Below are 25,747 nucleotides of genomic sequence, written 5' to 3' on the forward strand. Positions count from 1 at the left end.
CCCTCAGTCAAACCAAGACAGGCGCACTCAATACGCTGTTGCTGCAGCAGCAACAGTCGTGCACTTGAAGTTGGAAGATCAGCCCCAACGGATCAATCGGCGGGGGCGTAAAATGCAGGCTCCCTTCCTGGCTCCCCATTCCCCATGTCCGGCAGCACCTTCGGCACCCTGTTCCGTGTCACCAACTTCGGTGAATCCCATGGCCCCGCCATCGGCTGCGTGATCGACGGCTGCCCGCCCGGCATGAAGCTGTCCGAGGCCGACATCCAGCCCGACCTGGACCGCCGCCGCCCCGGCACCTCGCGCCACGTGACGCAGCGCAACGAACCTGATGCGGTCGAGATCCTGTCGGGGGTCTACGAAGGGGTGACGACCGGCACGCCCATCTGCCTGCTGATCCGCAACACCGACCAGCGCAGCAAGGACTACGGCAACATCCTGCAGACCTTCCGCCCCGGCCACGCCGACTACACCTACTGGCACAAGTACGGCGTGCGCGACCCGCGCGGCGGCGGCCGCTCGTCGGCCCGCCTGACGGCGCCCATGGTGGCGGCCGGTGCGGTCGCGAAGAAGTGGCTGCGCGAGAAACACGGCACCACCTTCGACGGCCACATGGTCCAGATCGGCGAGATCGAGATCCCGTTCGAGTCGATGGACCACGTGCCGAACAACCCGTTCTTCGCCGCCAACGCCACCGACATCCCGCGCCTCGAGGCCTACATGGACGAGCTGCGCAAGGCCGGCGACAGCTGCGGCGCCCGCATCGCCGTGGCCGCGCGCCACGTGCCGGTGGGCTGGGGCGCGCCGCTGTTCGACAAGCTCGACGCCGACATCGCCTACGCGATGATGGGCATCAACGCGGTCAAGGGCGTCGAGATCGGCGCCGGCTTCGCGAGCGTGGCCCAGCGCGGCACCACGCACGGCGACTCGCTGACCCCGTCGGGCTTCGCCGGCAACAACGCGGGCGGCGTGCTGGGCGGCATCTCCACGGGGCAGGACGTCACCGTGCAAATCGCCATCAAGCCCACCAGCTCGATCCGCAGCTCGCGCGAATCCATCGACCTGGCCGGTGCGCCGGCCACGGTGGAGACCTTCGGCCGCCACGACCCGTGCGTGGGCATCCGCGCGACGCCCATCGCCGAGGCCATGCTGGCCCTCGTGCTGATCGACCACGCGCTGCAGCACCGCGCCCAGTGCGGCGACGTGCACGTCGCCGTGCCGCCCATCGCAGCGGGGCAGGGCTCAATCGGCTGACGGCAGCGCCTTCGCGAGGAACGGCGCCGTGACACTGTCCGGCGCCGCGGCCACCTGCTCCGGCGTGCCGGCCGCCACGATGCGGCCCCCGGCGCTCCCCGCGCCCGGCCCGATGTCGACCACCCAGTCGCTCCCGGCCACCACCCGCATCTCGTGCTCGACCACCACGACGGTGTTGCCCGCCTCGACCAGGCCGTGCAGCTGGGCCATGAGCCGGTCGACGTCGGCCGCGTGCAGCCCGGTGGTGGGTTCGTCCAGCACGTAGAGCGTGTCGCCGCGCTGCACGCGCTGCAGTTCGGTCGCGAGCTTGATGCGCTGCGCCTCGCCGCCCGACAGCTCCGTGGCCGGCTGGCCCAGCCGCAGGTAGCCGAGGCCGATCTGCTGCAGCAGGCGCAGCGGCCGCTCGACGGCGGCGTCCTCGGCGAAGAAGGCGAGGGCCTCGTCGACGGTCATGTGCAGCACGTCGGCGATGGTTTTTCCGCGCAGCGTCACCTTCAGCGTGGCCGTGTTGTAGCGGGCGCCGTGGCACGTGGGACAGGGCGCGTAGACGCTCGGCAGGAACAGCAGTTCGACGCTCACGAAGCCTTCGCCTTCGCAGGTCTCGCAGCGGCCCTTGGGCACGTTGAACGAGAACCGGCCGGCGTCGTACTTTCGCGAGCGGGCGGCCGGTGTCGCCGCGAAGAGCTTGCGCACCGGGTCGAAGAGCCCCGTGTACGTCGCGAGGTTCGAACGCGGCGTCCGCCCGATGGGCTTCTGGTCGACCTGCACGAGGCGGCGCACCGCGGCGGTGTCGCCGCGCAGGCGCCCCCGCGTGGCCACACGCACCTCCGGTTCGTCGGACTCGTCGTCGGCGGGGGGCGGGGCGTCCTGGCCCAGGTGGGTCGCGACGAGGTCCACCAGCGCCTGGCTCACGAGGCTCGACTTGCCCGAGCCCGACACGCCGGTCACGGCGCAGAACGTGCCGAGCGGGAAGGCGGCGTCGAGCCCCTGCAGGTTGTTGCGCGTGATGCCCTCGAGGCGCAGCCAGCCCCGCGCCGCGCGGGCGGGCCGCGCGCGCGCCGGGGGGGGCTCGAACAGGTACTTCGCGGTGTGCGACGCGGCCACGCCGCGCAGGCCCTCCGGCGGCCCGCTGTAGAGCACGGTGCCGCCGAGTTCGCCCGCGTCGGGCCCCACGTCGACGAGCCAGTCGGCGTGGCGCATCAGGTCGAGGTCGTGTTCCACCACGAACAGCGTGTTGCCCGCCTCGCGCAGGCGCCCGAGCGCGCGGCGCAGGGCCTCGCCGTCGCCCGGGTGCAGGCCGGCCGAGGGTTCGTCGAGCACGTAGACCACGCCGAACAGGTTCGAGCGGATCTGCGTGGCGAGCCGCAGGCGCTGCAGCTCACCGGGGGACAGCGTGGGCGTGGCGCGGTCGAGCGACAGGTAGCCGAGGCCGAGGTCGCGCAGCAGGTGCACGCGGTCGAGCACGTCGGTGGCGATGCGTTGCGCGGCCACCTGCCGCTCCTCGGTGAGGCCCGTGACGAGGCCTTCGCCGCCGCCGGTCAGCACGTCGCCGAGGCGGTCCAGGGGCAGTTGCGACAGCTCCGCGATGTCGAGCCCGCCGAAGGTCACCGAGAGCGATTCGGGCTTGAGCCGCTTGCCGTGGCACACCGGACAGTCGGAGGCCGCGAGGTACTGCGCCGCGCGGCGTTTCATCAGCGGGCTCTGCGACGTGGCGAAGGTGTGCAGCACGTGGCGGCGCGCGCTCGTGAACGTGCCCTGGTACGCCGGCTCGGTCTTGCGGCGCAGCGCGGCGCGGGTCTCGGCCGGCGTGAAGCCCGGGTACACGGGCACGGTGGGCTGCTCGTCGGTGAACAGGATCCAGTGGCGCACCTTCTTCGGCAGGTCGCGCCAGGGCACGTCCACGTCGTGGCCGAGGGTCACGAGGATGTCCCGCAGGTTCTGCCCGTGCCACGCGAGCGGCCAGGCGGCCACGGCGCGCTCGCGGATGGTCAGCGAGTCGTCGGGCACCATCGAGCGTTCGGTGGCGTCGTACACGCGGCCGAGGCCGTGGCAGGACGGGCACGCGCCCTGCGGCGTGTTGGGCGAGAAGTCCTCCGCGTGCAGCATCGGCTGGTGCGCCGGGTAGGTGCCGGCCCGCGAGTACAGCATGCGCAGCAGGTTCGAGAGGGTGGTGACGCTGCCCACCGACGAGCGCGCGCCCGGCGTGCCACGCTGCTGCTGCAGCGCGATGGCCGGCGGCAGGCCCTCGATGGCGTCGACGGCGGGCACGCCCACCTGGTCGATGAAGCGCCGGGCGTACGGCGCCACCGACTCGAAGTAGCGCCGCTGCGCTTCCGCGTAGAGGGTGCCGAAGGCGAGCGACGACTTGCCCGAGCCCGAGACGCCGCTGAAGACGACGAGGGCGTCGCGGGGGATGTCCACGTCGACGCCGCGGAGGTTGTGTTCGCGTGCGCCGCGCACGCGCACGAATCGGTCGAGGGGATGTCGGTCCATCCCCGGACTGTAGGCAATCCACGTGCCCCGCGGGGCACCGGGCCCGAGCGCACGGCCGCCCGAAGCCGGGCCCGATCCCCTCGGGGGATCGGTCGCGGTACGCCGCGACCGAGGGGCTCGGATCACTCCGCCGAGTGGATCACGTCCCGCACCATCGGGTAGATGTGGCGCTTCCAGCGGCTGCCGCTGAACACGCCGTAGTGGCCCACGCCGGGCTGCACGTAGTGCGTGCGCAGGTACGGGCGCAGCTTGCTGCTGAGGTCCTGGGCGGCGAGGGTCTGGCCCACCGCGCAGATGTCGTCGCGTTCGCCCTCGACCGTCAGCAGCGCGGTGCGGCGGATGGCCGACGGGTCGATGCGCCGGCCGCGGAACATCAGCTCGCCCTTCGGCAGCGCGTACTCCTGGAACACGAGGCGCACCGTCTCGAGGTAGAAGTCGGCGGGGAGGTCGGAGACGGCGAAGTACTCCTCGTAGAACTTGCGGGTGTGCTCGATGTCGCCGGTCTTCTCCGCGTCGGCCAGCACGAGGTTCTTGTAGTACTCGCGGAACGCGGTCATGTGGCGTTCCTTGTTCATGTTGACGAACGCGGTGAGCTGCATGAACCCCGGGTACACCCGCCGGCCGCCGCCGGCGAAGCGCCAGGGCACGGTGCAGACGAGGTTCTGCTCGAACCACTCGATGGGTTTCGTGACGGCCAGGTCGTTGACCGCGGTGGGGTTGATGCGGCAGTCGATGGGGCCGGCCATCAGCGTGAGGCTGGCCGGGGTGGCCGGGTCGTTGTCCTCGGACATCAGCGCCACCGCGCTCAGCGCGGACACGCACGGCTGGCAGATGGCCATCAGGTGCGCACCCGGGCCCAGCACGCCGAGGAAGTCGATCAGGTACTGCGTGTACTCCTCGAGGCCGAAGCGGCCGGCGGACAGCGGCACGTCGCGGGCGTTGTGCCAGTCGGTGATGTAGACGTCGTGGTCGGCGAGCATCGTGCGCACCGTGTCGCGCAGCAGCGTGGCGAAATGGCCCGACATCGGTGCAACGATCAGCACGCGGGGCTGAGTTGGTGCACCCACCTTCCTGAAACGGAGCAGCGTGGCGAAGGGGGCGACGTGCGTGGCCTCCTCGATCACCTCCACGAACTTGCCGTCCACCTCGATGCCGTCGATGCCGAACGGCGGCCGCTTGTGCGTGACCTCGGACAAGGTCAGCGTGTGCAGCGCGGCGACGAGCTTGCGCTGTCCGTCGAGGGCCGACCAGGGGTTGTCGGGGTGCTGCAGCACCGGCAGGGCGGCCTTGGCCATCGTCCGCAACGGCCACATCAGATCGGCGTGGGCCTGGTAGGCCTGGTACATCATGGAGTCTCCTGGCGCTGTGGTGAGCCTGCTCTTGCAACTCCCGAGCCAAGGGCCGTGGCACATCCCTTGCGAGACGCGCTCCGCCCGATGACTTCGATGGAGTCCCTGCCCATGCCGCCAGTCGCCACCCCGGCCCGACCCAAGACCTCCGCCAAACCAGCGGCCAAGTCCGCATCCAAGTCGACGCCGAAGGCGTCGCCCGCGAAGAAGCCCGCCGCCGCGCGCGTGACGTCCTCGCTGAGCCTGTCGAGCAAGAACTATTCGTCGTGGTCGCTGCGGGGCTGGCTGATGGCCCGGCTGGCCGGGCTGCGCTTCGACGAGGTCATCGTGCCGCCGGACGACGCCGACGCGCGCCAGGAGATCCTGCTGCTGTCCCCGTCCATCCTCGTGCCGTGCCTCACCCACGACGGCATCAAGGTGTGGGACACGCTCGCGATCGGCGAGTACCTCGCCGAGGTCCACCCCGAGAGCGGCCTGCTGCCGAAGGACCGTGCCGCGCGCGCGCACTGCCGCGCCATCTGCGGCGAGATGCATTCCGGCTTCAGCAGCCTGCGCTCCGCGCTGCCGATGAACCTGAAGGGAGACTTCCCAGGCCACAAGGTGTGGAGCCGCGCCGAGGGCGACATCGCCCGCATCACCGCCATCTGGCGCGACTGCCTCGAGACCTACGGCGGCCCGTTCCTGTTCGGCGAGAAGCCCTGCATGGCCGACGCCATGTACGCCCCCGTCGTCACCCGCTTCCGCACCTACCACGTGAAGCTCGACCGCCCGGCCATCCTCTACTGCCAGCAGATCATGCAGATGCCGGAGATGAAGGAGTGGTTCGCCGCGGCGCTGAAGGAACCGGAGGACATCGAGGAACTCGACATGGAGTTCTGACCCGGGGCTCCTTCCGGATGACGGGATTGGCCCGTCGTGCAGGCATGTTGTCCGACAGCAGAGTGCCCGGCGGCAGACTACGATCTCATCATGATGAGAAGTGCCTCCGGGCGCGCCGCCCGCCGGGCCGCCCGCCTCCTGACCACCGGTGTCGCCACCACCCTGCTCGCCTTGGCGGGTTGCGGCGGCGACTCATCGTCCGAGCCCGAGGGGGTCACGCTGTCCGGCGTGATCTCGCTGCCCGAGACCGCGGCCGTCGACGGTGACACCAACGACCCGAACCAGGCGGGCCGGCGGTCGAACGACACCTTCGCCACCGCGCAGGCGCTCCTCTCGCCGGTGTACCTGCTCGGCTCCGTCAACCTGCGGGGCGCCGGTGCCCCGGCCGGGGCCAACTACAACGGCGGCGACCTGTTCGACGTCTACCAGGTCGACCTGCAGGCCGGTCAGGTCATCGAACTCGAGTTCATGGCCGACCCGAAGGTCAACGACCTCGACCTGTACGTCTACGCCGAGACCGCGAGCGAAGGCGATGCGCCCATCGGCGAATCCTCCGGCGAAAACGCCTACGAATGCCTGCGCATCGAACGCCCGGGCCGGCACCGCGTGGTCGTCGCGGCGTTCTCCGGGGCGTCGCTCTACAACCTGCGCATCGGGGCGCCGAACGACGGCAGCACGTGCGCCAACGTCGTGCCGGCGACGGCGTCCAGCATCGTCCCGCGCGAGATCGTCGCGCGGCCGGTGGCCGATGCGTCGCTGGACGGGGCGCGTGTGTCGGCCCTGCGCGCCGGCGCACTCGAGACCGCACAGGCCGCCGCCTCGGCCGCGCCGCAGGTGCTGCGCCTGCCGGCCGACCGCACCGAACGGGCCGCGGCCCTCTCGCGGCTGGTGACCACCGCGGCGCCGCTCGCCCGGGGCGACGGCGCCAAGCGGCTGGCCGCGGCCGCGGCGAAGGCCACCCCGCCGGCGACGGACCCCGCCGCCGGGCTGCCCGACGCGCTGCGCGAGGTCATCGACACGGTCAATGCGGCCAAGCACCTGCGCCACAGCGGCCTGTACGAATGGGCCGAGCCCAACTACACGGTGCGGCTGCGGTCCGAACCGGTCGGGACCTACCCGCCGCCCGACCGCCTGTACCCGAACCAGCGCTGGCACTACGAGATGATCGGTCTGCCGGCCGCGATGAACACGCTGGTGCCCCTGAAGGCCACCCTCACCACGTACCCGGTGGTGGCCGTCATCGACAGCGGCATCGTCGCCGACCACCCCGACCTCGCGAGCCAGATCGGCGAACAGGCGAGCTTCACGAACAGCGGCACGTTCTCCACCAGCGCCGATGACCCGAGCGGCCCGGGCAGCCCCACCGGCTTCCACGGCACGCACGTGGCCGGCACGGTGGCCGCGGCCACGTTCGATACCACGGGCGTGGCCGGGGTGGCGCCCATGGCGAGGCTGCTGCCCATCCGCGTGTTCGCGAAAGACTCGGCCACCAGCAGCAGCGCCGACGTGGCCCAGGCCATCCTCTATGCCGCGGGCCTGCCCAACAGTTCGGGGGTGCTGCCCGCGCGGCGCGCCGACGTGATCAACCTCAGCCTGGGCTCCAGCCGCGCCTGCCCGGCGGCGTACAGCGACGCCATCACCCGCGCCCGCGCGGCCGGTGTCATCGTCGTCGGGGCCTCGGGCAACGACGGGCTGTCGGTGCGCGACAGCCCGTCGAACTGCCCGGGGGTCATCTCGGTGGGGGCGGTCGACGCGCGCCGCCAGAAGGCCACGTACTCGAACAGCGATCCTGCGCTGAGCCTGACGGCGCCCGGTGGGGACCCGCGGCAATCCACCACCGGCACCGGGCTGCCCGACGAGATCTACAGCACCATCGGGGATTTCGTGGGCACCACGCGCGTGCCCAGCTATGCGGGCATGTCGGGCACGTCGATGGCCACGCCGCACGTGGCCGGCGTGATGGCGCTGATGCGTTTCGCGAACCCCGCCATCACCCCCGACCAGATCGACACGCTGCTCGCCGCGGGCCGCCTGACCGACGACCTGGGCACCGTCGGCCGCGACGCGGCCACCGGCTTCGGCCTCGTCAACGCGGGCAAGGCGGTCAACGAGGCGCTGCTGCTGGCCGGAGGCAATCCGGCGCCGGTCCCGGGCACGGTCGTGGCCCAGCCGTCCCACCTCGACTTCGGCGCGCTGCGCACCACCGAGGAACTGCAACTCGTGGTGCAGGGCGGGGCCAGTGCGGAGGGCGTGGCTTCGGTGACCAGTTCGTCGCCCGCGGTGACGGTCGTGCCCACGACGGTCGACGCGGAGCAGCGGGGCACGTACACGGTGACGGTCTCGCGCGACGCGCTGCCCGTCGGCAGTTCCTTCGCGTCCCTCGCGGTCACCACCACGGCGGCGCGCACGTTCTACGTGGGCATCAGCATCGTGACGGCCCCGCCGGGCACCGCGCCCGCGGCCGACTACGGCCGGGTCTACGTGCTCGTGGTCGACCCGGACACCGGCACGCCGGTCGCGCAGGTCGGCGTGGATGTCGCGGGGGGTGTCTACACCTGGCAGGTGACGGGCGTGCAGGCGGCGCGCGTGCGGATCTCCGCGGGCACCGACATCGACAACGACGGCGTGCTGTGCCAGCGCGGCGAGGCCTGCGGCGGCTACCCGCAGTACGGGGCCGGGCAGACCATCATCGAGCTGACCGGCTCGCGCACCGACCTGAACTTCGAACTGTCGCCCTATGGGGGCGTGAGCACGGGCGGGGCGCAGCTGCGGGCGCTCCGGCGCGGCCGGTGAGGCGGGCCGCGATGCTGCTGGCCCTGGCGGCGGGCGCCGCGGCCGGTCCGGCGCTGGCCCGCAGCCATGCGCAGTGCCCGTGGCGCGGCGAGGGCCCGGTGCTGCGGGTGTTCGCCGCGGAGGCACCGTGGCGCGAGGCCTTCACCGGCCCGGAGGAAAGCGTGCTGGGCGCTCCGGTCGACTGGACCGCGCAGGACGTGCTCGTCTTCGCGCTCGGCCAGCAGCGCACGCTGGGCGTGACCGTGGCGGCCGAACCCGGTGACCTCGCCGGCACGGGCCGGCACACCCGGCTCGACGTCACCATCACCCGCCCGGGGCCGGACGACATGGCCGCGATGGCGCTGTCGCGGCCCTGCGTGGTGCTGGCGGTGCCCAAGCGCACGTGGTCGCGCGTCGAGGTGCGCGACCGCACGCGGGGCGAGGTGGTCTGGCGCGGGCGCCCGAAGGTGAAGCGCTAGGACCAGGGCGTGAAGGGCGGCACCTCGGCCGGCGCCGGCATCTCCACCGTCTTGAAGTCGGCGGGGCTCACGATCTCCAGGTACTCCATGTCCGGCGAGTAGTCGTAGAGGTAGTGGACGATGCCGGGGCGCTGGTGCACGCAATCGCCCGCGGAGACGAGCGTGTCCTGGTCGCCGTACATGAACCGGGCCCAGCCCTTGGTCATGATGACGATCTGGAAGTGCGCCTCGTGGCGGTGCCAGCCGGTGCCTTTTTCGGGCGCCATGTTGGCCTTCACGAGGTGGCAGATCACCTTGCCTTCGGTGGCCTCGGCGACGCCGAGGTCGCGGTAGAGGAAGAAGTCGCGCAGTCCGTCGCTGCGCCACCCGTTTTCTCCGGCCTTCACGTGGGAGAAGCGGGTCGGGGCGAATTCGTCTGTCATGGCCGGGCACCTCCTGCTGCTGGGGTGGCCGTTTCATGCATGAAGCGTTCCCGCCCCGGTTGCACAAGAAACGGGCTGTCACGGGGAACGTTCCGGAGTTCCTACAATCCGAGGTGCACCGGGGCGTTGGGCGCCGGGCCGGACAGAATCACACATCATGGGCATCCGATCGATCTCGACGCACCTGCTGGGGGCGGTGTTCGCCGTGGGGCTGGCGCTGGCCGCCGGCGGCGCACGTGCAGAGGACGAGTTCCTCGACCCGGTGAAGGCCTTCGAGCTGTCGGCCCGCCAGCTCGATGCCGGCCGCGTGGAGATCCGCTTCGACGTGGCCCCGGGCTACTACCTCTACCGTGACAAGCTCTCGGCCACGGCCGTGCCGGACACGGTGGCGCTCGGCGCACTCGACATCCCGCGCGGCAAGGTGAAGTTCGACGAAAACTTCGGCAAGGACGTGGAGACGCTGCGCAATGCCGTCGTGCTCGTGCTCCAGGTGCCGCCCCAGGCCGCCCCCACCACGTTCCAGCTCCAGGTGGGCAACCAGGGCTGTGCCGACAAGGGCCTGTGCTATCCGCCGCAACAGCGGGGTGTCGATGTCGAGGCCGGTCCGGGGGGGCTCATGAAGGTCTCGCTCGCGGCCGTGCCGCCGCCCCCGGGTGCGGCGCGGGGCGGGCTGCTGGGAGCGCTGACCTCGCCGGCGGCCACACCCGTGCCGGCCGCCACCGCCACCACCACGCCTGCGGCCGCACCGGTCGCCGAGGCCGACGAACCCTTCGGCCGCGCGCTGCAGTCGCGCAGCCTGCTGACCATCGCCGGCGTGTTCGTGCTGGCCGGCCTGCTGCTGTCGTTCACGCCGTGCGTGCTGCCGATGGTGCCCATCCTGTCGTCCATCATCGTGGGCCAGTCGGAGCGGGTGTCGCGGGCGCGCGGTTTCTCGCTGGCGCTGGCCTACGCGCTCGGCATGGCCATCGTCTACACCGCCTTCGGCATCGTGGCCGCGCTGCTCGGCGAGGGGCTGGGCGCCGCGCTGCAGAACCCGTGGGTGCTGGGCGCCTTCGCGCTGCTGCTGGCCGGCATGTCGCTGTCGATGTTCGGCGTCTACGAGCTGCAGATGCCCGCGTCGCTGCAGGCCCGTTTCGCTTCGGCGTCGAACCGCATCCGGGGCGGCCAGCACCTGGGCGTGTTCGCGATGGGCGGGCTGTCCGCGGTGATCGTGGGCCCGTGCGTGGCCGCGCCGCTGGCCGGGGCGCTCGTCTACATCAGCCAGACGCGCGACACGGTGATCGGCGGCGTCGCGCTGTTCTCGATGGCGGTGGGCATGAGCGTGCCGCTGCTGCTCGTGGGCCTGTCGGCCGGCACGCTGCTGCCGCGCTCCGGCGGCTGGATGAAACACGTGAAGCACTTCTTCGGTTTCCTGCTGCTGGCCGTGGCGCTGTGGATGGTGACACCGGTGCTGCCGGTGTGGATCGTCATGCTGGCTGCCGCCGTGCTGCTGCTGGCCGCCGGCGTGTACCTCGGTGCGTTCGAGCCGCTGCACGGCCACGCCACCCATCCGGGCCGCACGCTGTCGAAGGGCGTGGGCATCGCGCTGTCGGTGCTGGCCGCCGTGCAGCTCGTGGGCGTGGCCTCGGGCGGGCGCAGCCTGCTGCAGCCGCTGCAGCACTTCGCCGCCGCGCCAGGCGACGGCCGGGCGCTGTCGGTGGCCGAGTCGCCCGTGAAGTTCGTGCCCGTCGCCGACCTGGCCGCGCTCGACGAGGCGGTGCGCACGTCCACCAAGCCGGTGATGGTCGACGTGTACGCCGACTGGTGTGTCTCGTGCAAGGAGTTCGAGGCGCTCACGCTCACCGACCCGGCCGTGCGCGAGAAGCTCGCCGGCATGAACCTGCTGCGCGTGGACGTGACCGCCAACAGCGAGGCCGACAAGGCCCTGCTGCGCCGGCACCACCTGTTCGGCCCGCCGGCCATGCTGTTCTTCCCGCCGGCCGGCCCCGAGATCCCCGGCGCCCGCGTGATCGGCTTCCAGAACGCCGAGCGGTTCCTCGAGCACCTGGCCCGCATCGAGCCGCTGACCCGCGCGCAGTGAAGAAGACCCCCACCGAACGGTTCGACCGGCTCGACGCGCTGCGGGGCGCGGCCGTGGTGTGGATGGTGGGGTTCCACTTCATGTTCGACCTGAACCACTTCCGGTTCATCCGCCAGAACTTCTACGAAGACCCGTTCTGGACGTGGCAGCGCACCTGCATCGTCTCGCTGTTCCTGTTCTGCGCCGGCCTGGGCCAGGCGGAGGCCCTCGCACAGGCGCAGCGCTGGCCGCGGTTCTGGCGGCGATGGGGGCAGGTGGCCGGCTGCGCGCTGCTGGTCACCCTCGGGTCCTGGTACGTGTTCCCGCGCAGCGTCATCACGTTCGGGGTGCTGCACGGCATCGCGGTGATGCTGGTCGTCGTGCGGCTCACCGCGCCGGCCGGCCGCTGGCTGTGGCTGCTGGGCCTCGTGGCCATGCTGCTGCCCCAGTTCATCCAGCACCCTTGGTTCGACGCGCGTGCCACCCAGTGGATCGGCCTCGTGACCCGCAAGCCCGTCACGGAGGACTTCGTGCCCGTGCTGCCCTGGCTCGGCGTGATGTGGTGGGGCATGGCCGCGGGGCAGTGGACGCTCGCCCGGCGCCGGCACTGGTTCAGCGGGGCCGTGCCCCGGGCCGGGCGGGGGCTTGCCGTGCTCGGGCGCTGGTCGCTCACGACCTACATGGTCCACCAGCCGGTGTTCTTCGCGGTGCTGACCGGCGTGGCCGCGGCGCGGCGGTCGTTCTCGTAGGCGATCACGTCGGCCTGGCAGGGTTTCGCACCAGGGGGCTGCGAGCGGTCGTACTCTGTGTTACACCGTACCGGTACGGTCTCGCGCAAGGGGGCCGGCGGACCCCGCCCACGACGGCGCGGCCGACCGGCGCGGATCGGACGCAACGTCATCTCGGTCTGTCGTCCTGGGAGCGTCAATGGGTCATCTGTCGGTCCGGCAATGGGCCATCGCGGCCTTGTCCGCCGTCGCCATCCTCGTGCTGGCCCTCGGGGCCTTTGCGTGGAACTTCGCGCAAGAGGCCATCCGCGCCGCGGAGTTCGTGAACCACACGCAGCAGGTGATCGCCGAGGTGGCCCGGATGCAGTCCAACCTCGAGCAGGCCGAGGCGTCCCAGCGGGGCTACATGATCTCCCGGCGGCCCGATTTCATCGCCGAACGCGACGAGGCCCTGAACCGCTTCGACGCCGGACTGCGCAACGTCACGCGCCAGACGCTCGACAACCCCCCGCAGCAGGACCGCCTGGTGGAGCTGCGCCGGGTGATGCTGGCCCGCGTCACGCTCGCGCGCGACACCGTGCAGATGCTGCGCGAACAGGGTTTCACCGCCGACCTCCAGCCGCGCCTGGACGCCAGCATCAGCCTGATGAGCACGATGCGGTCCCTGCTCGACGAGATGTCCGGCGAGGAGAACCGCCTGCTCGCGCAGCGTTCGGCCCAGGTCACCGAACAGGCGACGCTGACGGGGGCGGTGTTCTCGACGCTGATCGTCGTCGTGCTGCTCTCGCTGCCCGTCGTGTACTGGCGGCTGCGGCGCGATCTGCTGGCCCGCCAGGCGGCCGAGCAGGCGATCCACCAGGCCCGGCGGCACGAGGAACTGCACGCCCGCGCGCTGACCCTCTACAACAGCCAGCCCGACCGCCACGCGGTGATCGACGGCACGCTCGACGTGCTGGCGGGGGACCCGAAGTTCCTGTGCTCGGCCTACTACACCCACGAGGACATCGGCGGCATGTTGCGCCTGGCCGCGAGCCACGCCGCGCCGTCGGACCTGCAGCCGCTCGTGCGCCTGGGCGAAGGCCCCATCGGGCTCGCCGGCCGGTCGATGCAGGCGGTCGAGATCGCCGAGCTGGACCGGCCCGGGGGCTTCCGCATCGATGGCGGGCTGGCCAAGCTCGTGCCGGCCACGGTGCTGGCCTCGCCGGTGGTGTTCCAGGGGCACCTGTGCGGCGTGCTGGCGCTGGCCACGTCGGCGAAGCTCGACGACGGCGACCGCCGCTTCGTCGAGCGCCTGTGCGCGCAGTGGGGCGTGGCGCTGCACAACCTCTCGCAGATGTCCGAGCTGAGCCTGCTGGCCGAGCAGCTGCGCGCGCGCGGCGAGGACATCCAGCTCAAGAACGCCGAGCTGCGCAAGGCCGACCGCATGAAGAGCGAGTTCCTCGCCAACATGTCCCACGAGCTGCGCACCCCGCTCAACGCGGTGATCGGTTTCTCCGAGATCCTGAAGGACGGCATGGTCGGCGACCTGACGTCGGAGCAGACGGAGTACATCACCGACATCTTCACGAGCGGCAAGCACCTGCTCTCGCTGATCAACGACATCCTCGACCTCTCGAAGGTGGAGTCGGGCCATTCGCCGTTCGAGCTGGAGCCCGTCGAGCCGCAGCAGCTGTCGGGCAGCGGCATGTCGGTGATGCGCGAGAAGGCGAGCACGCAGCACGTGCGGCTGCGGGCCGTGTGCGATGCGGAGCTGCCGAGCGTGCTGGTCGACGTGCGCAAGGCCAAGCAGATCGTCTACAACCTGCTGGCCAACGCCGTGAAGTTCACGCCCGAGGGCGGGCACGTGACCCTCACCGTCGCGAAGACGGACACCCCGTCGGTGAAGGCAGCCTTCAGCCGCGCGGGCGCGCGGGCCTTTCCGCCGGCCGAGCTCGACGCGTTCCCGAACTGGCTGTCCATCGCGGTCGCCGACACCGGCATCGGCATCGCGCGCGAGGACCTCGAGCGTCTGTTCCAGCCCTTCGTGCAGATCGATTCGTCGCTGTCCCGCAAGTACGCCGGCACCGGGCTCGGCCTGATGATGGTCAAGCGACTGGCCGAACTGCACGGGGGGGGCGTGTTGGTGACCAGCATCCCGGGCGAGGGCTCCACGTTCACGGTGGTGCTGCCGTGGCGCGAGCCGAGCGATGAACAGATCCGCCAGGCGCCCGACGTGACGGGCAAGGCCGTGATCGCCGTGCACGCACCGTTGGCCGATGCGCCACTGGTGCTGGTCGTCGAAGACGACGCGCGGGCCGCCACGATGATCGTGAACCACCTCGAAGGGCAGGGCTACCGCGTCGAGCTGGCCCGCTCGGCCGAGGAAGGCCTGCACATGGCCGGACAGCTGACGCCGTCGGTGATCGTGCTCGACATCATCCTGCCGGGCATAGACGGCTGGGACATGCTGCTGAAGATGAAGGAGATCGAGCAGGCCCGCAACATCCCCGTGGTCATCGTGTCGGTCACCGACGAACGCCGGCGCGGGTTCGCGCTCGGGGCCTCGCAGGTGCTGACGAAGCCGGTCGACCCCGACGAACTGATCGCCGCGGTGGCCTCGATCGACCTGAACGGTGACGGGCGGACCGGTGCGAAGGTGCTGGTGGTCGACGACGACCCGAAGGCCGTCACGCTCGTGAGCAAGCACCTGGAGGCCTCGGGCTTCGAGCCGGTGGGCGCCTACGGCGGGGCGGAGGCGCTCGACCTCGCCCGCGGGCAGGCGCCGGCGCTGATCATCCTCGACCTGATGATGCCCACGATCTCCGGTTTCGACGTGGTGCGGGCGCTGCGCGCCGACCCGACCACGGCCGACATCCCGATCATCGTGCTGACGGCCAAGCTGCTGACCGCGGAGGACCGATCGATCCTCGGCGGGCAGGTGCAGCAGGTGCTGGAGAAAGCGGAGTTCCTGCCGGCGAGCCTCCTGGCGGAAGTGCGCCGGGCCCTCGCGAAACGGCGCCGTGTGACGGAGTGACATGATGGCCAGACTGCTCGTGGTGGAAGACAACCCGCAGAACCTCAAGCTCGCGCAGCTGCTGCTGCAGCGGGCCGGGCACACCGTGTTCACGGCGGTCGACGGCGAGTCGGGCCTCGTGCAGGCCCGTGCCGAACATCCCGACGTGGTGTTGATGGATGTGCAGATGCCCGGCATCGATGGCCTCGCCGCGACGCGTCTGCTCAAGGGCGACGCGTCCACGGCCGGCATCAAGGTGGTCGCGCTCACGGCGCTCGCGATGAAGGGCGATGCCGAACGCATCCTGGCCGCGGGGTGCGATGCGTACCTCGCCAAACCCTTCCAGTACAGCGAACTGGTGGCCGTGGTCGACAAGGTCATGGCCTGACCGAGACTCACCCGGCTACCATGCCGGGATGAGCAAACAGATCCTCTTCGGCTTCCACGCCCTGACGGTCCGGCTGAAGACCGCGCCGAAGTCCGTCACCGAAATCCATTTCGATGCCTCGCGCCGGGACCAGCGCATGCGCCAGTTCCTCGACCGCGCGCGTGACGCCGGCGTGCGCCTGGTCGACAGCGACGACGACCGCCTGCAGAAGCTGTGCGGCACCCACCGCCACCAGGGCGTCGTGGCGCGGGTGGAACACGTCGCGATGAGCCACTCGCTCGACGACACCCTCGACGCCGTCGAGGGCGTGCCGCTGCTGCTGGTGCTGGACGGCATCACCGACCCGCACAACCTCGGCGCCTGCCTGCGCGTGGCCGACGGCGCGGGCGCCCAGGCCGTGATCACGCCGAAGGACCATGCCGTGGGGGTCAATGCCACCGTGGCGAAGGTGGCCAGCGGCGCTGCCGAGACGGTGCCGTACTTCATGGTCACGAACCTCGCACGCACGCTCAACGAGCTGAAGGAGCGCGACATCCGCATCATCGGCACGTCCGACCAGGCGACGCAGTCCCTCTACGACCTCGACCTCACGGGCCCGGTCGCGCTGGTGCTGGGCGCCGAGGGCGCCGGCATGCGGCAGCTGACGGCGAAGACCTGCGACGAGCTGGTGCACCTGCCGATGGCCGGCGCCGTCGAGAGCCTGAACGTCTCCGTGGCGAGCGGCGTGTGCCTCTACGAGGCCGTCCGCCAGCGCCGCCAGGGCTGACCGGAAGCCCCTCCGCCGCGCCGCGATTCCCAGCGTCCCTGCGTGCACCAAGGGCATGCGCCCGGGTCGGTTGGAGCCATCCCGAATCCGGTGCTGCGGTGCGGCAGGAGGGGGGGCCCGCGTGCCACAAAAAAAGGCACGCGCACCTCGGATCCCTAGGAAACAAACTTTTACAAGTCGGCAAACAGGAAGCGCTTGATCGGCTTCCTCGGCCACCGTATGGTCCGTACCTCTGCGCGAAGGAGATCTCATGAAGAATCCATTTCGCTTCTGGATGACAGGCGGGGCGGCGATGATCCTTGCGGCCCTGAGCGGTGGAACCCGTGCCGTCGGCATGGAAGAGCGTCCGTCCCACACCCGGGTCAGCCGCTACAGCGTGGAAGAGACCGTGTCGCGCATCGAGGCCTCGGCCCTGCGCCATGGCCTGCCCGTGCTCGCCCGCCTTCAACAGACGGCCCCCACCGGGGCCGAACGCGAACAGGCCTTGCCCCAGCTCGTGATCGTGCTGGAGTCGTCCCAGGGCGGCACGCCCGTGTCCATGGACGGACCCAACGGCCCGCCGGCCCTGCTGCTCAGCGTCACCGTGCGCCAGGGGCTGGGTGGCACCACCGAGGTCTGGTTCTCCGACGGGGCGTTCGACGAGATCCCCGATGGCATGACGCCGGAAGTGCGCCACGACCTGGCCGACCTGCCCATCGTGGTCGATGAAGCCTTGGCAGCCGATCCGGCGGCCACTCAGGCGTAGCCCGCCGCCCCTGCCACCGCGCCCAGTGCCACCAGCCACATCGGGCTGAGGCGCGTGCGGGCCATCACCACCGTCGACAGGCCCACCAGCAGCATCGCGCCGGGGCTGTCGCGCGCCGGTTCGGTCAGCACCCAGCCGGTGGCCAGCAGCAGCCCGAGCGTCAGCGGGGCCAGGCCCAGCGTGAAGGCGCGCACGCCGCGGGTCTCGCGGCGCGAGCGGCCCCATCGCGTGGCCCACAGCGCGAGCGTGGTGGACGGCAGCATGATGCCGGCCATCGTCACGAACGCGCCCGGCAGGCCCGCGACGTTGTAGCCCAGCACGGCGACGAACAGCACGTTGGGGCCCGGCGCGGCCTGGGCGAGGGCGACCGAGGCGGTGAACTGCGCGTCGGTCAGCCAGTGCTGCTCGCCGACGAGGTAGCGGTGCATGTCGGGCGCGGTGGTGATGGCGCCGCCCACGGCGAGCAGGCTCAGCATCACGAAGTGCAGGAACAGCGGCAGCAGGTCGGCCGTGTGGAAGGGCACCGTCATGGCCGCAGCTTCCACCAGGCGAGCCCGATCGCGATCGGGCCCAGACCGGCAAGCACCCACGCGAGCGGCCATCGCATGCCGACCACGAGCCCCACGGTGAGGGCCCCGAGCGCCAGGCAGGTCGTGAGCCCGAGCGGGTTCTTCTTCAGGCTGCCCACGAGCTTCCACGCCATCGCGAGCACGAGGCCGGCGGACACCGCGCCCATGCCGCGCAGCGCGCCGCTCACGCGCGGGTCGTCCGCGAAGCGGCCGTAGAGCATCGCCAGCGCGAGCATCAGCACGAGCGGCGCGGCCAGCATGCCGACCAGCGCCGACGCGGCGCCGCGCCATCCGAAGAAGCGGTCGCCGATCATCAGCGAGATGTTCACGACATTGGGGCCGGGCAGCACCTGGCCCACCGACAGCATCTCGAGGAACTCGTCGCGCGTGAGCCAGCGCTGCCGTTCGACGAGTTCGTGCTGCGCCACCGCCAGCACGCCGCCGAAACCCTGCAGTGCGAGCAGCGTGAACACGCGGAAGAGTTCGCCGCAGGACTGCGGCTGGCGCAGGGGTTGCCCGGACTCAGGCACGGCCGCCGTTCCGCTGCAGCGCGCGGTGCGCCCAGACGCTCAGGCCGATGGCGGCCAGGATCCACGCGAGGCCCATCCAGTGCAGGCCGTCGTACGTGGCCGCCGGCCCCGCGCCGCGCGCGAGGTTGGCCGCCACCATCGCGCTGCCGCCGGCCGCACCCACGGCCTGGCCGAGGTAGATGGCCGACGTGTTGAGGGCCATCAGTGCCGACGCCAGTTCCGGCGCCGCGCCGCCCAGTCGCGCCTGCTGCGCCGAGTTCGACGCGAAGCCGCCGAGGCCCCACGGCACCATCAGCAGCGCCATCGCGACCACGCTGGTGGCCAGCGGCCAGATCAGCAGGCTGAAGGCCATCAGCGTCAGCGAGCCGGCGACGATGCGCGCCGCGCCGATGCGGTCGATGAACCGCGACAGCAGCAGGTTGCCCGCGAGTCCGAAGGCGCCGAACCAGAAGAAGAGGGCGCTGGTCTCGGCCGCGTCGGCGTGCAGCACCTGCCGGTAGTACGGCGCGATGTACGCGAAGACGCTGAACTGCCCGGCGCCGGACATCGCCGTGACCGCGATGATGGCCATCAGCACCGGGTGCGTGAAGACCTCGCGCCATGCGGCCAGGCGCATGGCCGGCAGCACGATGCCGGCCGGCATCGCGCGCCACACCCACCACGCCGCACCCGCCGACAGCACGGCCACGAGGCCGAAGGCCCAGCGGAAGCCGAACGCCTCGCCGATGAAACTGTGGATCGGCATGCCGATCACCGAGGCGACCGACCAGCCGAGGAAGATGAAGATGATGGAACGGCCGCGTTCCTCGGGCGGGGCGAGCTGCCCCATCACGGCCGCGGCCTGCGGCGTGAACACCGCGGCCGACAGCACGGACAGCGTGCGCAGTGGCAGCAGCGCCGCGTAGGTGGGGGCGACGGCGCTCAGCGCATGCCCCACGCCGTACCAGACGAGCGAGGCGACCAGCAGCTTGCGCCGGTCCCAGCCGCCCACGAGCGCGGCCATGGTGGGCGCGCCGATGCACATCACGATGGCGGCGACGGCGATGAGCTGGCCGCCGAGGGCCACGCTGACGTCGAGCGAGCGGATCAGGTCGTTGAGGGAGCCCGCGACCACCATCACGCCGCAGCCGATGGTGAAGTTGCCGAACATCAGCGCCCAGCGCGCCTGCGAGAGCCGCTGGTGCGCCGTCGGTTCGCCCGTCATCCCCGCATCACCTTGAGCGCCTCCGGGTTCACGATGTTGCTGGGCTGGCCGTTGATGAAGTTGACGACGTTCTGGAACGCCGCGTTGAAGTACAACTCGTAGCTGCCCTGCTCGACGTACCCGATGTGCGGCGTGCACACCGCGTTCTCGAGACGCAGCAGCGGGTGGCCCTGCAGGATGGGTTCGCTCTCGAACACGTCCACCGCGGCCATGCCGGGGCGGCCGCGGTTGAGCGCCGACACCAGCGCGCCTTCCTCGACCAGTTCCGCCCGCGAGGTGTTCACCAGCAGCGCGGTGGGTTTCATGCGCGACAGGTCCTCGGGCTTGACGATGCCGCGGGTCTCGTCGGTCAGGCGCAGGTGCAGCGACAGCACGTCGCAGGTCTCGAAGAAGGCCTCGCGGCTGTCGGCGGCGCCATGGCCGTCGGCCGCGGCCTTGCCGCGCGAGTCCTCGCTGCCCCACACCACCACCTGCATGCCGAAGGCCTTGCCGTAGGACGCCACGAGCTGGCCGATCTTGCCGTAGCCCCAGATGCCCAGCGTCTTGCCCCGCAGCACGGTGCCGATGCCGAAGTTGGGCGGCATGGACGCGGCCTTCAGGCCCGACTGCTGCCACGCGCCGTGCTTCAGGTTGCCGATGTACTGCGGCAGACGGCGCATCGACGCCATGATCAGCGCCCAGGTCAGCTCGGCCGGGGCCACCGGCGAGCCGACGCCCTCGGCCACCGCGATGCCGAGCCGGGTGCAGGTCTCCACGTCGATGTGCGAGCCGACCCGGCCGGTCTGGGCGATCAGCTTCAACTTGGGCAGTTTTTCGAGCAGTTGACGGGGGAACTGGGTGCGTTCGCGGATCAGCACGAGCACTTCGGCGTCGCGCAGGCGAACCGACAGCTGCCCGATGCCCTTCACGGTGTTCGTGAAGACCTTCGCGTTCAGGTGCTCGAGCTGGGTCGCGCACTTGAGCTTGCGGACCGCGTCCTGGTAATCGTCGAGGATGATGATGTTCACGGGGCTTCGGGCGTGTGGGGACTACCCCCCTGATTGTGCACGCTGTGCGGCTTTGCGCCCGCCGCAGTAGCATCGCTGCCTCACAAGCCCCTCGGAGACCCCATGTCCATCTCGATGCACTCGGCCAGCGTGCCCATCTTCACGACCATGCTCGGCAACCTGTCGAAGTGGCTCGACAAGGCCGAGGCGTACGCCGCGGAACGCAAGTTCGACCCGGTGGTGCTGCTGGGCACGCGCCTCGCGCCCGACATGCTGCCGTTCACCCGCCAGGTGCAGATCGCCTGCGACGGCCCGAAGTTCTGCGTGGCCCGCCTGGCCGGCGTGGACGCGCCCAAGTTCGAGGACAACGAGGCCACCATCGCCGAGCTGAAGGCCCGCATCGCGAAGACCATCGCGTACGTGAATTCCATTCCCGCCGCGCAGATCGACGGCACCGAGGCGAAGGACATCACCATCCCGCGCCGAGAAGGCAGCCATGTCATGCAGGGCGAGCCCTACCTGAAGCACTTCGTGCTGCCGAACCTCTTCTTCCACGTGACCACCGCGTACGCGCTGCTGCGCCACAACGGGGTCCCGCTGGGCAAGGGGGATTACCTCGGGCTGGGTTCCTGATCGGCGCCGGCCGGGAACACGCTGTCGAGGTGGTACTGCAGTTCCGCGCGGTGCCCCTCGGCGTCCGGGGGCAGGGCGCCGAACAGCGAGTCGCTCAGCCGGCACAGCTGGTCCACCTCGGTGGCCAGGCGCACCTGCCGCTGCAGCATCGGCCCGGCCGAGCCGCGCACCAGCGCCGCCGAGCGCATGAAGGTCACCTTCATCTCCACGAACGCGCGCCGGGCGGCCACGCGGGCCAGCCGTTCATCGCTGACGGTGGAGAGGAACGTGAGGTACGACACGGCGGGGTCGACTTGGGGGCTGGTCATGGCACGGGGAACTGCGGATTGAACTGAAACCCATTGTGACCAACCGTACACCCCCTGAACCACCGAACAGCGGGGCGAATCCCGCCACTTTCATCCGGACATGACGATGCTCAAATGGGTTCGCCGCGTGGCGCTCGGGGGTGTGGTGCTGGGCCTGCTGGCCGCGGCGGGAGCGGGTTTCTACGCCTGGCAGGTGCTGCCGCGCACCGACGGCACGGTCGAGTTGCCGGGGCTCGAGGGGCGGGTGCGCATCGAGCGCGACGCCGAGGGCATCCCGACGATCCGGGCCGGCTCCCGCGACGACGCGCTCTTCGGACTCGGCTTCGCCCATGCCCAGGACCGCCTCTGGCAGCTGGAGACCCATCGCCGCATCGGTTCGGGCCGCCTGGCCGAGGCCTTCGGCGAGGCCGCGCTCGACACCGACCGTTTCCTGCGGGCCCTGGGCGTGCGCCGGGCCGCCGAGGCGCAATGGGCCGAGAGCGGCCCCGACGCCCGCGCCGCCATCGAGGCGTACACGGCCGGCATCAACGCGTGGGCGCTGCAGTCGATGCGGGCGCGGCCGCCCGAGTTCGTGCTGCTGGGCCTCGAGTTCGAACCCTGGACGCCCCAGGACACGATCGCCTGGACCACGATGATGGCGTGGGACCTGGGTGGCAACTGGGGGGCGGAGCTGCTGCGCCTGCGGCTGTCGCTGAACCTGCCGGTCGAGCGCATCGACGAGCTGTTGCCGCCGTACCCTGGCGCGAAGCCGCTGCCCACCGCCGACTATGCCACGCTGTTCCGTTCGCTGGCCCTCGGCGGCGCGCTGCGCCAGACCGCCGCGCTCGACGCGCCGCCGTCGGGCATCGACGGCGTCGGCTCGAACAACTGGGTGGTGGCGGGGTCGCACACCACCACGGGCAAGCCGCTGCTCGCGAACGACCCGCACCTGAAGCTGAGCGCGCCGGCGCTGTGGTACTTCGCGCGCCTCGACGCGCCCGGCCTGAAGGTGGCCGGCGCGACCATGCCGGGCCTGCCGATCGTGGTGCTCGGCCAGAACGAGCACATCGCGTGGGGCTTCACGAACACCGCCCCGGACGTGCAGGACCTGTACATCGAGCAGGTCCACCCCGACGACCCGATGCAGTACCGCACCCCGGGCGGCTGGGCGCGGTTCGACAGCGTGGAGGAGGTGATCCGCGTGAAGGGCAAGCCCGACGTGACCATCACCGCGCGCGCCACCCGCCACGGTCCGGTGATCTCCGACGCGGGCGGCCCCACCGACGGTCTGGGCGGCCGCGGCTACGTGTTCGCGATGCGGTGGACCGCGCTGGACGCCGACGTGCGCGCCATCGACGCGGGCCTCGCGATCAACCGCACGCGGACGGTGGCCGAGTTCATCGAAGGCACGAAGCAGTATGTGGCCCCGATGCAGAACATGGTGGTGGCCGACACGGCCGGCCGCATCGCGATGGTGTCGGCCGGCCGCGTGCCGCTGCGCCGGCCCGACAACGACCTGCACGGCCTCGTGCCCGCGCCGGGCTGGGAGGCCCGCTACGACTGGGCCGGCTGGCTAGACCCCGGCCAGACGCCGCGGGAGATCGACCCGCCGCGCGGCTACATCGCCACGGCCAACCAGCGGGTGCACGACACCGCGTACCCGCACTTCATCACGAGCGAGTGGACCTGGCCGTACCGCCACGACCGCATCATGGCGCTGCTGGCCGCCCGCCCCAGACACGACCTGGACAGCCTGCGCGCGATCCAGGCCGACGAGTTCTCGGACGCCACGGTACGCCTGCTGCCCGCGATCCGCGCAGCCCGCAGCGACCACGCACTGGCCGCCGCCGCGCAGCGCGAGCTGGCCGCCTTCGACGGCACCATGGCCGCCGACCGGGCCGCGCCGCTGATCTTTTGGGCCTGGGCCCGGCAACTGACCGAGGGGGTGTTCGCCGACGAGGTGGGCGCGACGCTCTTCGAGGCGCAACTGGGCACGCGCAACTTCCGCGAGGCGCTCGACGGGGTGCTGGCGCGCAACGACGCCTGGTGGTGCGACGACAAGGCCACGCCCGAAGCCGAGACCTGCGCCCGGCAGTCGGACCGGGCGTTCACGCGTGCGCTGGACGAGCTGCAGGCCCGCTTCGGACCCGACGTGTCCGCGTGGCGCTGGGGCGATGCCCACATCGCCCGCAGCGAACACCGCCCGTTCAGCAAGGTGAGGCCGCTGGCGCGCTGGTTCGAGACGCGGGTGCCCGTGGGCGGTGACACGTACACGGTCAACGTGTCGAAGGTGAACCACCGCGCCGATGCGGTGACCGGCGAGCGGTACCTGTCGGAGCACGGGCCGTCGTTCCGCGGGCTCTACGACCTCGCGGACCCGTCGAAGTCACGGGTGATGCACTCGACCGGGCAGTCGGGCATCGTGTTCTCGCCGCTGTACCGGCGGTTCGTGGCGCCGTGGGCGGGCGTGCGGGACGTGCCGCTGTGGGCGGACGGGGCGCCGGCCCACGTGCTGGAGCTGGCGCCGGCGCCTTGAACGCCAGCCCCATTCCAGGAACAGGTCGTCCCGGCCTGCGCCGGGATGACACGGTTCGGGGTCAGATCAACGGTACCCGGTGTCGTTGGCGTTGTGGATGATCCGGATCAGCTTGCCCGACCCGAGGTTGTTCATGCCGCCGCCTGCGAACACGAGGCGGCCCATGCCCTTGTAGGCCAGTTCGTGGCGGTACTGGTCGCCGCCGAAGTAGAACGGGATCCAGGCCTTGCCGGTCACGTAGGCGCCCTGGTCGGTGGGCTGGCCGATGAGGTCGGTCACCTGCTTCATGCCCATGCCCAGCTGGATCTTGTTGAACTTGGTGCCCGGGGCGGGGGTGCCGGTGATGTCGCCTTCGGCCTTTTTGGCTTCCTTGGCGGCCGGAGCAGGGGCGGGGGCCGGAGCCGCCTTCGAGGCGGCAGCACCCTTCGCGGCCGGAGCCGGGGCCGGAGCGGCCGCGGGCGCCGGAGCGGGCGCGGCGGCGCTGTCCGACGAGGTGGCGTCCTTGATGGTCTGGCAGCCCATGAGCAGCGTGGCGGATGCGAGGGTGGCGGCGACGGACAGGCGCAATCGGGTCGTCATGAGCGGGAATCCTTCGTTGGTAACGTTGAAACAGTCATTCTGATGCGCATCTTCGCGCGCATCGCGAGCGCGACTGTCCCGTTTGTGACGGAGTTTGCATACCCACCCGACGAGGGGTGGCGATCACGCCACGGTCGTGCTGCGGGGCAGCTTGTCGGGGTTGCGAACGGCGTAGACCGCCTGGATGCCCTCGGCCGACGTGACGATGGAGAACACCGTCTCCACCTCCCCATCGAGGTAGCGCACGAGGCCGGGCACGCCGTTGACCATCGCCATCGAGTAGGTCAGGCGGTCGCCCAGCCGGCGCGCCACCACGTGGAACAGGCGCGCGATGCGGTCCGCACCCACCAGCACCTTGGCCACCGACGAGACCCGCCCGCCGCCGTCGCCGCGCAGCGTGACGTCGGGCGCGAGCAACGCCATGATCTGGCCCAGGTCGCCGCCCCGGGCGGCCGTGGCGAACCGCTGCAGCTGGTCGCGGTGCTCCTCCGGCGCCACCTCGAACCGGGGCTGCTCCTCCTGCACCCGGGTCTTCGCGCGGTGCACCAGCTGGCGCACCGCGGCCTCGCTCTTGCCCAGCACCCGGGCGATGTCCGGGTAGTCGTGGTCGAACACCTGGCGCAGCAGGAAGGCCGCCCGCTCCTCCGGGCCCAGCCGCTCCAGCACCACCAGGAGGGCCATCGACAGGTCGTCGGCCCGCTCGGCCAGCAGGTCGGGCTGGTCCTCCAGCGGGGCCACCAGCGGCTCGGGCAGCCAGATGCCCGGGTAGGCGGCACGCTGCACCTTCAGGGCGCGCAGGCGGTCGATGCTGGCGCGGGTGGTCACCGACACCAGCCAGGCCTCGTCGTTCGCGATGGCAGCGTGGTCGGCCTCGCCCCAGCGCAGCCAGACGTCCTGGACCACGTCCTCGGCATCGTCGCGGGTGCCCAGCATGCGGTAGGCCACCGAGAGGAGGCGGCGGCGGTGGGACTCGAATCGTTGGAGCAGGTCGGCGTTCATGAACGATCAGACGGTTGACGGTGCGATCTTGTGACACATCCCCGGTTCGGGGGCGGCATTTTTATTGCAGAACGGTCATTCTTGCGGTGTGGCGGTGG

General features: G+C 71.1%; 22 protein-coding genes. 12 read left to right on the forward strand and 10 right to left on the reverse strand.

The window, feature by feature from the left end; all coding sequences use genetic code 11:
• The first annotated feature begins 144 nt into the window (after positions 1–144).
• Positions 145–1,254, forward strand: coding sequence for a chorismate synthase (aroC, locus tag A4W93_RS09635; protein WP_085750408.1), 1,110 nt, complete (start codon positions 145–147; stop codon positions 1,252–1,254).
• Here the strand turns inward: aroC and A4W93_RS09640 are convergent.
• Together A4W93_RS09640 and A4W93_RS09645 are read right to left on the reverse strand one after the other, a co-directional pair.
• On the reverse strand, positions 1,243–3,747 hold the full coding sequence (locus A4W93_RS09640) for an excinuclease ABC subunit UvrA (RefSeq protein WP_085750409.1): 2,505 nt from the start codon (positions 3,745–3,747) through the stop codon (positions 1,243–1,245). The two genes, aroC and A4W93_RS09640, sit on opposite strands and share 12 nt — an antisense overlap.
• Positions 3,748–3,869: 122 nt before the next feature.
• Complete coding sequence (locus tag A4W93_RS09645) at positions 3,870–5,096, reverse strand: polyhydroxyalkanoate depolymerase (protein ID WP_085750410.1); 1,227 nt, start codon at positions 5,094–5,096, stop codon at positions 3,870–3,872.
• A gap of 111 nt (positions 5,097–5,207) precedes the next feature.
• Between A4W93_RS09645 and A4W93_RS09650 the strand changes: the two genes are divergently transcribed.
• From A4W93_RS09650 to A4W93_RS09660, 3 genes are all read left to right on the forward strand, one after another.
• Positions 5,208–5,975, forward strand: a complete 768-nt coding sequence (locus tag A4W93_RS09650; RefSeq protein ID WP_085754106.1) for a glutathione S-transferase family protein — start codon at positions 5,208–5,210, stop codon at positions 5,973–5,975.
• A gap of 90 nt (positions 5,976–6,065) precedes the next feature.
• Entirely contained in the window at positions 6,066–8,768 is a 2,703-nt protein-coding gene (locus A4W93_RS09655; RefSeq protein WP_085750411.1) for a S8 family serine peptidase, read from the forward strand.
• A gap of 11 nt (positions 8,769–8,779) precedes the next feature.
• Positions 8,780–9,226, forward strand: coding sequence for a protease complex subunit PrcB family protein (locus A4W93_RS09660; protein WP_085750412.1), 447 nt, complete (start codon positions 8,780–8,782; stop codon positions 9,224–9,226).
• On the opposite strand, the gene A4W93_RS09665 is transcribed toward A4W93_RS09660, so the two are convergent.
• A complete protein-coding gene (locus A4W93_RS09665; protein ID WP_085750413.1) occupies positions 9,223–9,648 on the reverse strand; it encodes a cupin domain-containing protein in 426 nt (141 codons plus the stop codon). The two genes, A4W93_RS09660 and A4W93_RS09665, sit on opposite strands and share 4 nt — an antisense overlap.
• Positions 9,649–9,805: 157 nt before the next feature.
• On the opposite strand from A4W93_RS09665, the gene dsbD reads away from it, so the two are divergent.
• The 6 genes from dsbD (at position 9,806) to A4W93_RS09695 (ending at position 17,326) form a co-directional block, all read left to right on the forward strand.
• The gene (dsbD, locus tag A4W93_RS09670; RefSeq protein WP_085750414.1) at positions 9,806–11,728 is read left to right on the forward strand and encodes a protein-disulfide reductase DsbD; all 1,923 of its coding nucleotides are present in this window, start codon (positions 9,806–9,808) and stop codon (positions 11,726–11,728) included.
• 62 nt (positions 11,729–11,790) lie between these two features.
• On the forward strand, positions 11,791–12,456 hold the full coding sequence (locus A4W93_RS09675; protein WP_099960047.1) for an acetyltransferase domain-containing protein: 666 nt from the start codon (positions 11,791–11,793) through the stop codon (positions 12,454–12,456).
• A gap of 178 nt (positions 12,457–12,634) precedes the next feature.
• The gene (locus tag A4W93_RS09680; RefSeq protein ID WP_085750416.1) at positions 12,635–15,448 is read left to right on the forward strand and encodes a response regulator; all 2,814 of its coding nucleotides are present in this window, start codon (positions 12,635–12,637) and stop codon (positions 15,446–15,448) included.
• Between the two features lies 1 nt (position 15,449).
• Positions 15,450–15,815: a response regulator gene (locus tag A4W93_RS09685; protein WP_237357737.1), complete on the forward strand. Its 366-nt coding sequence runs from the start codon at positions 15,450–15,452 to the stop codon at positions 15,813–15,815.
• A gap of 28 nt (positions 15,816–15,843) precedes the next feature.
• Positions 15,844–16,581 (forward strand): 23S rRNA (guanosine(2251)-2'-O)-methyltransferase RlmB, encoded by a 738-nt coding sequence (gene rlmB, locus A4W93_RS09690; RefSeq protein WP_085750417.1) that lies wholly within the window; start codon positions 15,844–15,846, stop codon positions 16,579–16,581.
• 250 nt (positions 16,582–16,831) lie between these two features.
• Complete coding sequence (locus tag A4W93_RS09695; protein ID WP_157131623.1) at positions 16,832–17,326, forward strand: DUF302 domain-containing protein; 495 nt, start codon at positions 16,832–16,834, stop codon at positions 17,324–17,326.
• On the opposite strand, the gene A4W93_RS09700 is transcribed toward A4W93_RS09695, so the two are convergent.
• The 4 genes from A4W93_RS09700 to A4W93_RS09715 are packed head-to-tail and all read right to left on the reverse strand — an operon-like array spanning position 17,317 to position 20,636.
• Complete coding sequence (locus A4W93_RS09700) at positions 17,317–17,856, reverse strand: chromate transporter (protein ID WP_085750419.1); 540 nt, start codon at positions 17,854–17,856, stop codon at positions 17,317–17,319. The two genes, A4W93_RS09695 and A4W93_RS09700, sit on opposite strands and share 10 nt — an antisense overlap.
• A complete protein-coding gene (locus A4W93_RS09705; RefSeq protein ID WP_085750420.1) occupies positions 17,853–18,425 on the reverse strand; it encodes a chromate transporter in 573 nt (190 codons plus the stop codon). The genes A4W93_RS09700 and A4W93_RS09705 overlap by 4 nt, the downstream gene beginning before the upstream one ends.
• Positions 18,418–19,629, reverse strand: a complete 1,212-nt coding sequence (locus A4W93_RS09710; RefSeq protein ID WP_085750421.1) for an MFS transporter — start codon at positions 19,627–19,629, stop codon at positions 18,418–18,420. Before A4W93_RS09710 ends, A4W93_RS09705 begins: the two co-directional genes overlap by 8 nt.
• Entirely contained in the window at positions 19,626–20,636 is a 1,011-nt protein-coding gene (locus A4W93_RS09715; protein ID WP_085750422.1) for a D-2-hydroxyacid dehydrogenase family protein, read from the reverse strand. The genes A4W93_RS09710 and A4W93_RS09715 overlap by 4 nt, the downstream gene beginning before the upstream one ends.
• A 102-nt stretch (positions 20,637–20,738) precedes the next feature.
• Here A4W93_RS09715 and A4W93_RS09720 point away from each other — a divergent pair, with 102 nt between their 5' ends.
• Positions 20,739–21,248 (forward strand): DUF1993 domain-containing protein, encoded by a 510-nt coding sequence (locus A4W93_RS09720; protein ID WP_085750423.1) that lies wholly within the window; start codon positions 20,739–20,741, stop codon positions 21,246–21,248.
• Here A4W93_RS09720 and A4W93_RS09725 read toward each other — a convergent pair.
• Positions 21,227–21,556: a hypothetical protein gene (locus A4W93_RS09725; protein WP_085750424.1), complete on the reverse strand. Its 330-nt coding sequence runs from the start codon at positions 21,554–21,556 to the stop codon at positions 21,227–21,229. The genes A4W93_RS09720 and A4W93_RS09725 overlap by 22 nt on opposite strands.
• 100 nt (positions 21,557–21,656) lie before the next feature.
• On the opposite strand from A4W93_RS09725, the gene A4W93_RS09730 reads away from it, so the two are divergent.
• Complete coding sequence (locus A4W93_RS09730; RefSeq protein ID WP_237357738.1) at positions 21,657–24,071, forward strand: penicillin acylase family protein; 2,415 nt, start codon at positions 21,657–21,659, stop codon at positions 24,069–24,071.
• 66 nt (positions 24,072–24,137) lie between these two features.
• On the opposite strand, the gene A4W93_RS30030 is transcribed toward A4W93_RS09730, so the two are convergent.
• Together A4W93_RS30030 and A4W93_RS09740 are read right to left on the reverse strand one after the other, a co-directional pair.
• The gene (locus A4W93_RS30030; protein WP_085750425.1) at positions 24,138–24,650 is read right to left on the reverse strand and encodes a hypothetical protein; all 513 of its coding nucleotides are present in this window, start codon (positions 24,648–24,650) and stop codon (positions 24,138–24,140) included.
• A gap of 123 nt (positions 24,651–24,773) precedes the next feature.
• Positions 24,774–25,649: an RNA polymerase sigma-70 factor gene (locus A4W93_RS09740; protein ID WP_085750426.1), complete on the reverse strand. Its 876-nt coding sequence runs from the start codon at positions 25,647–25,649 to the stop codon at positions 24,774–24,776.
• Positions 25,650–25,747: the final 98 nt, after the last annotated feature.

Source organism: Piscinibacter gummiphilus (assembly GCF_002116905.1).
Classification (GTDB): domain Bacteria; phylum Pseudomonadota; class Gammaproteobacteria; order Burkholderiales; family Burkholderiaceae_C; genus Rhizobacter; species Rhizobacter gummiphilus.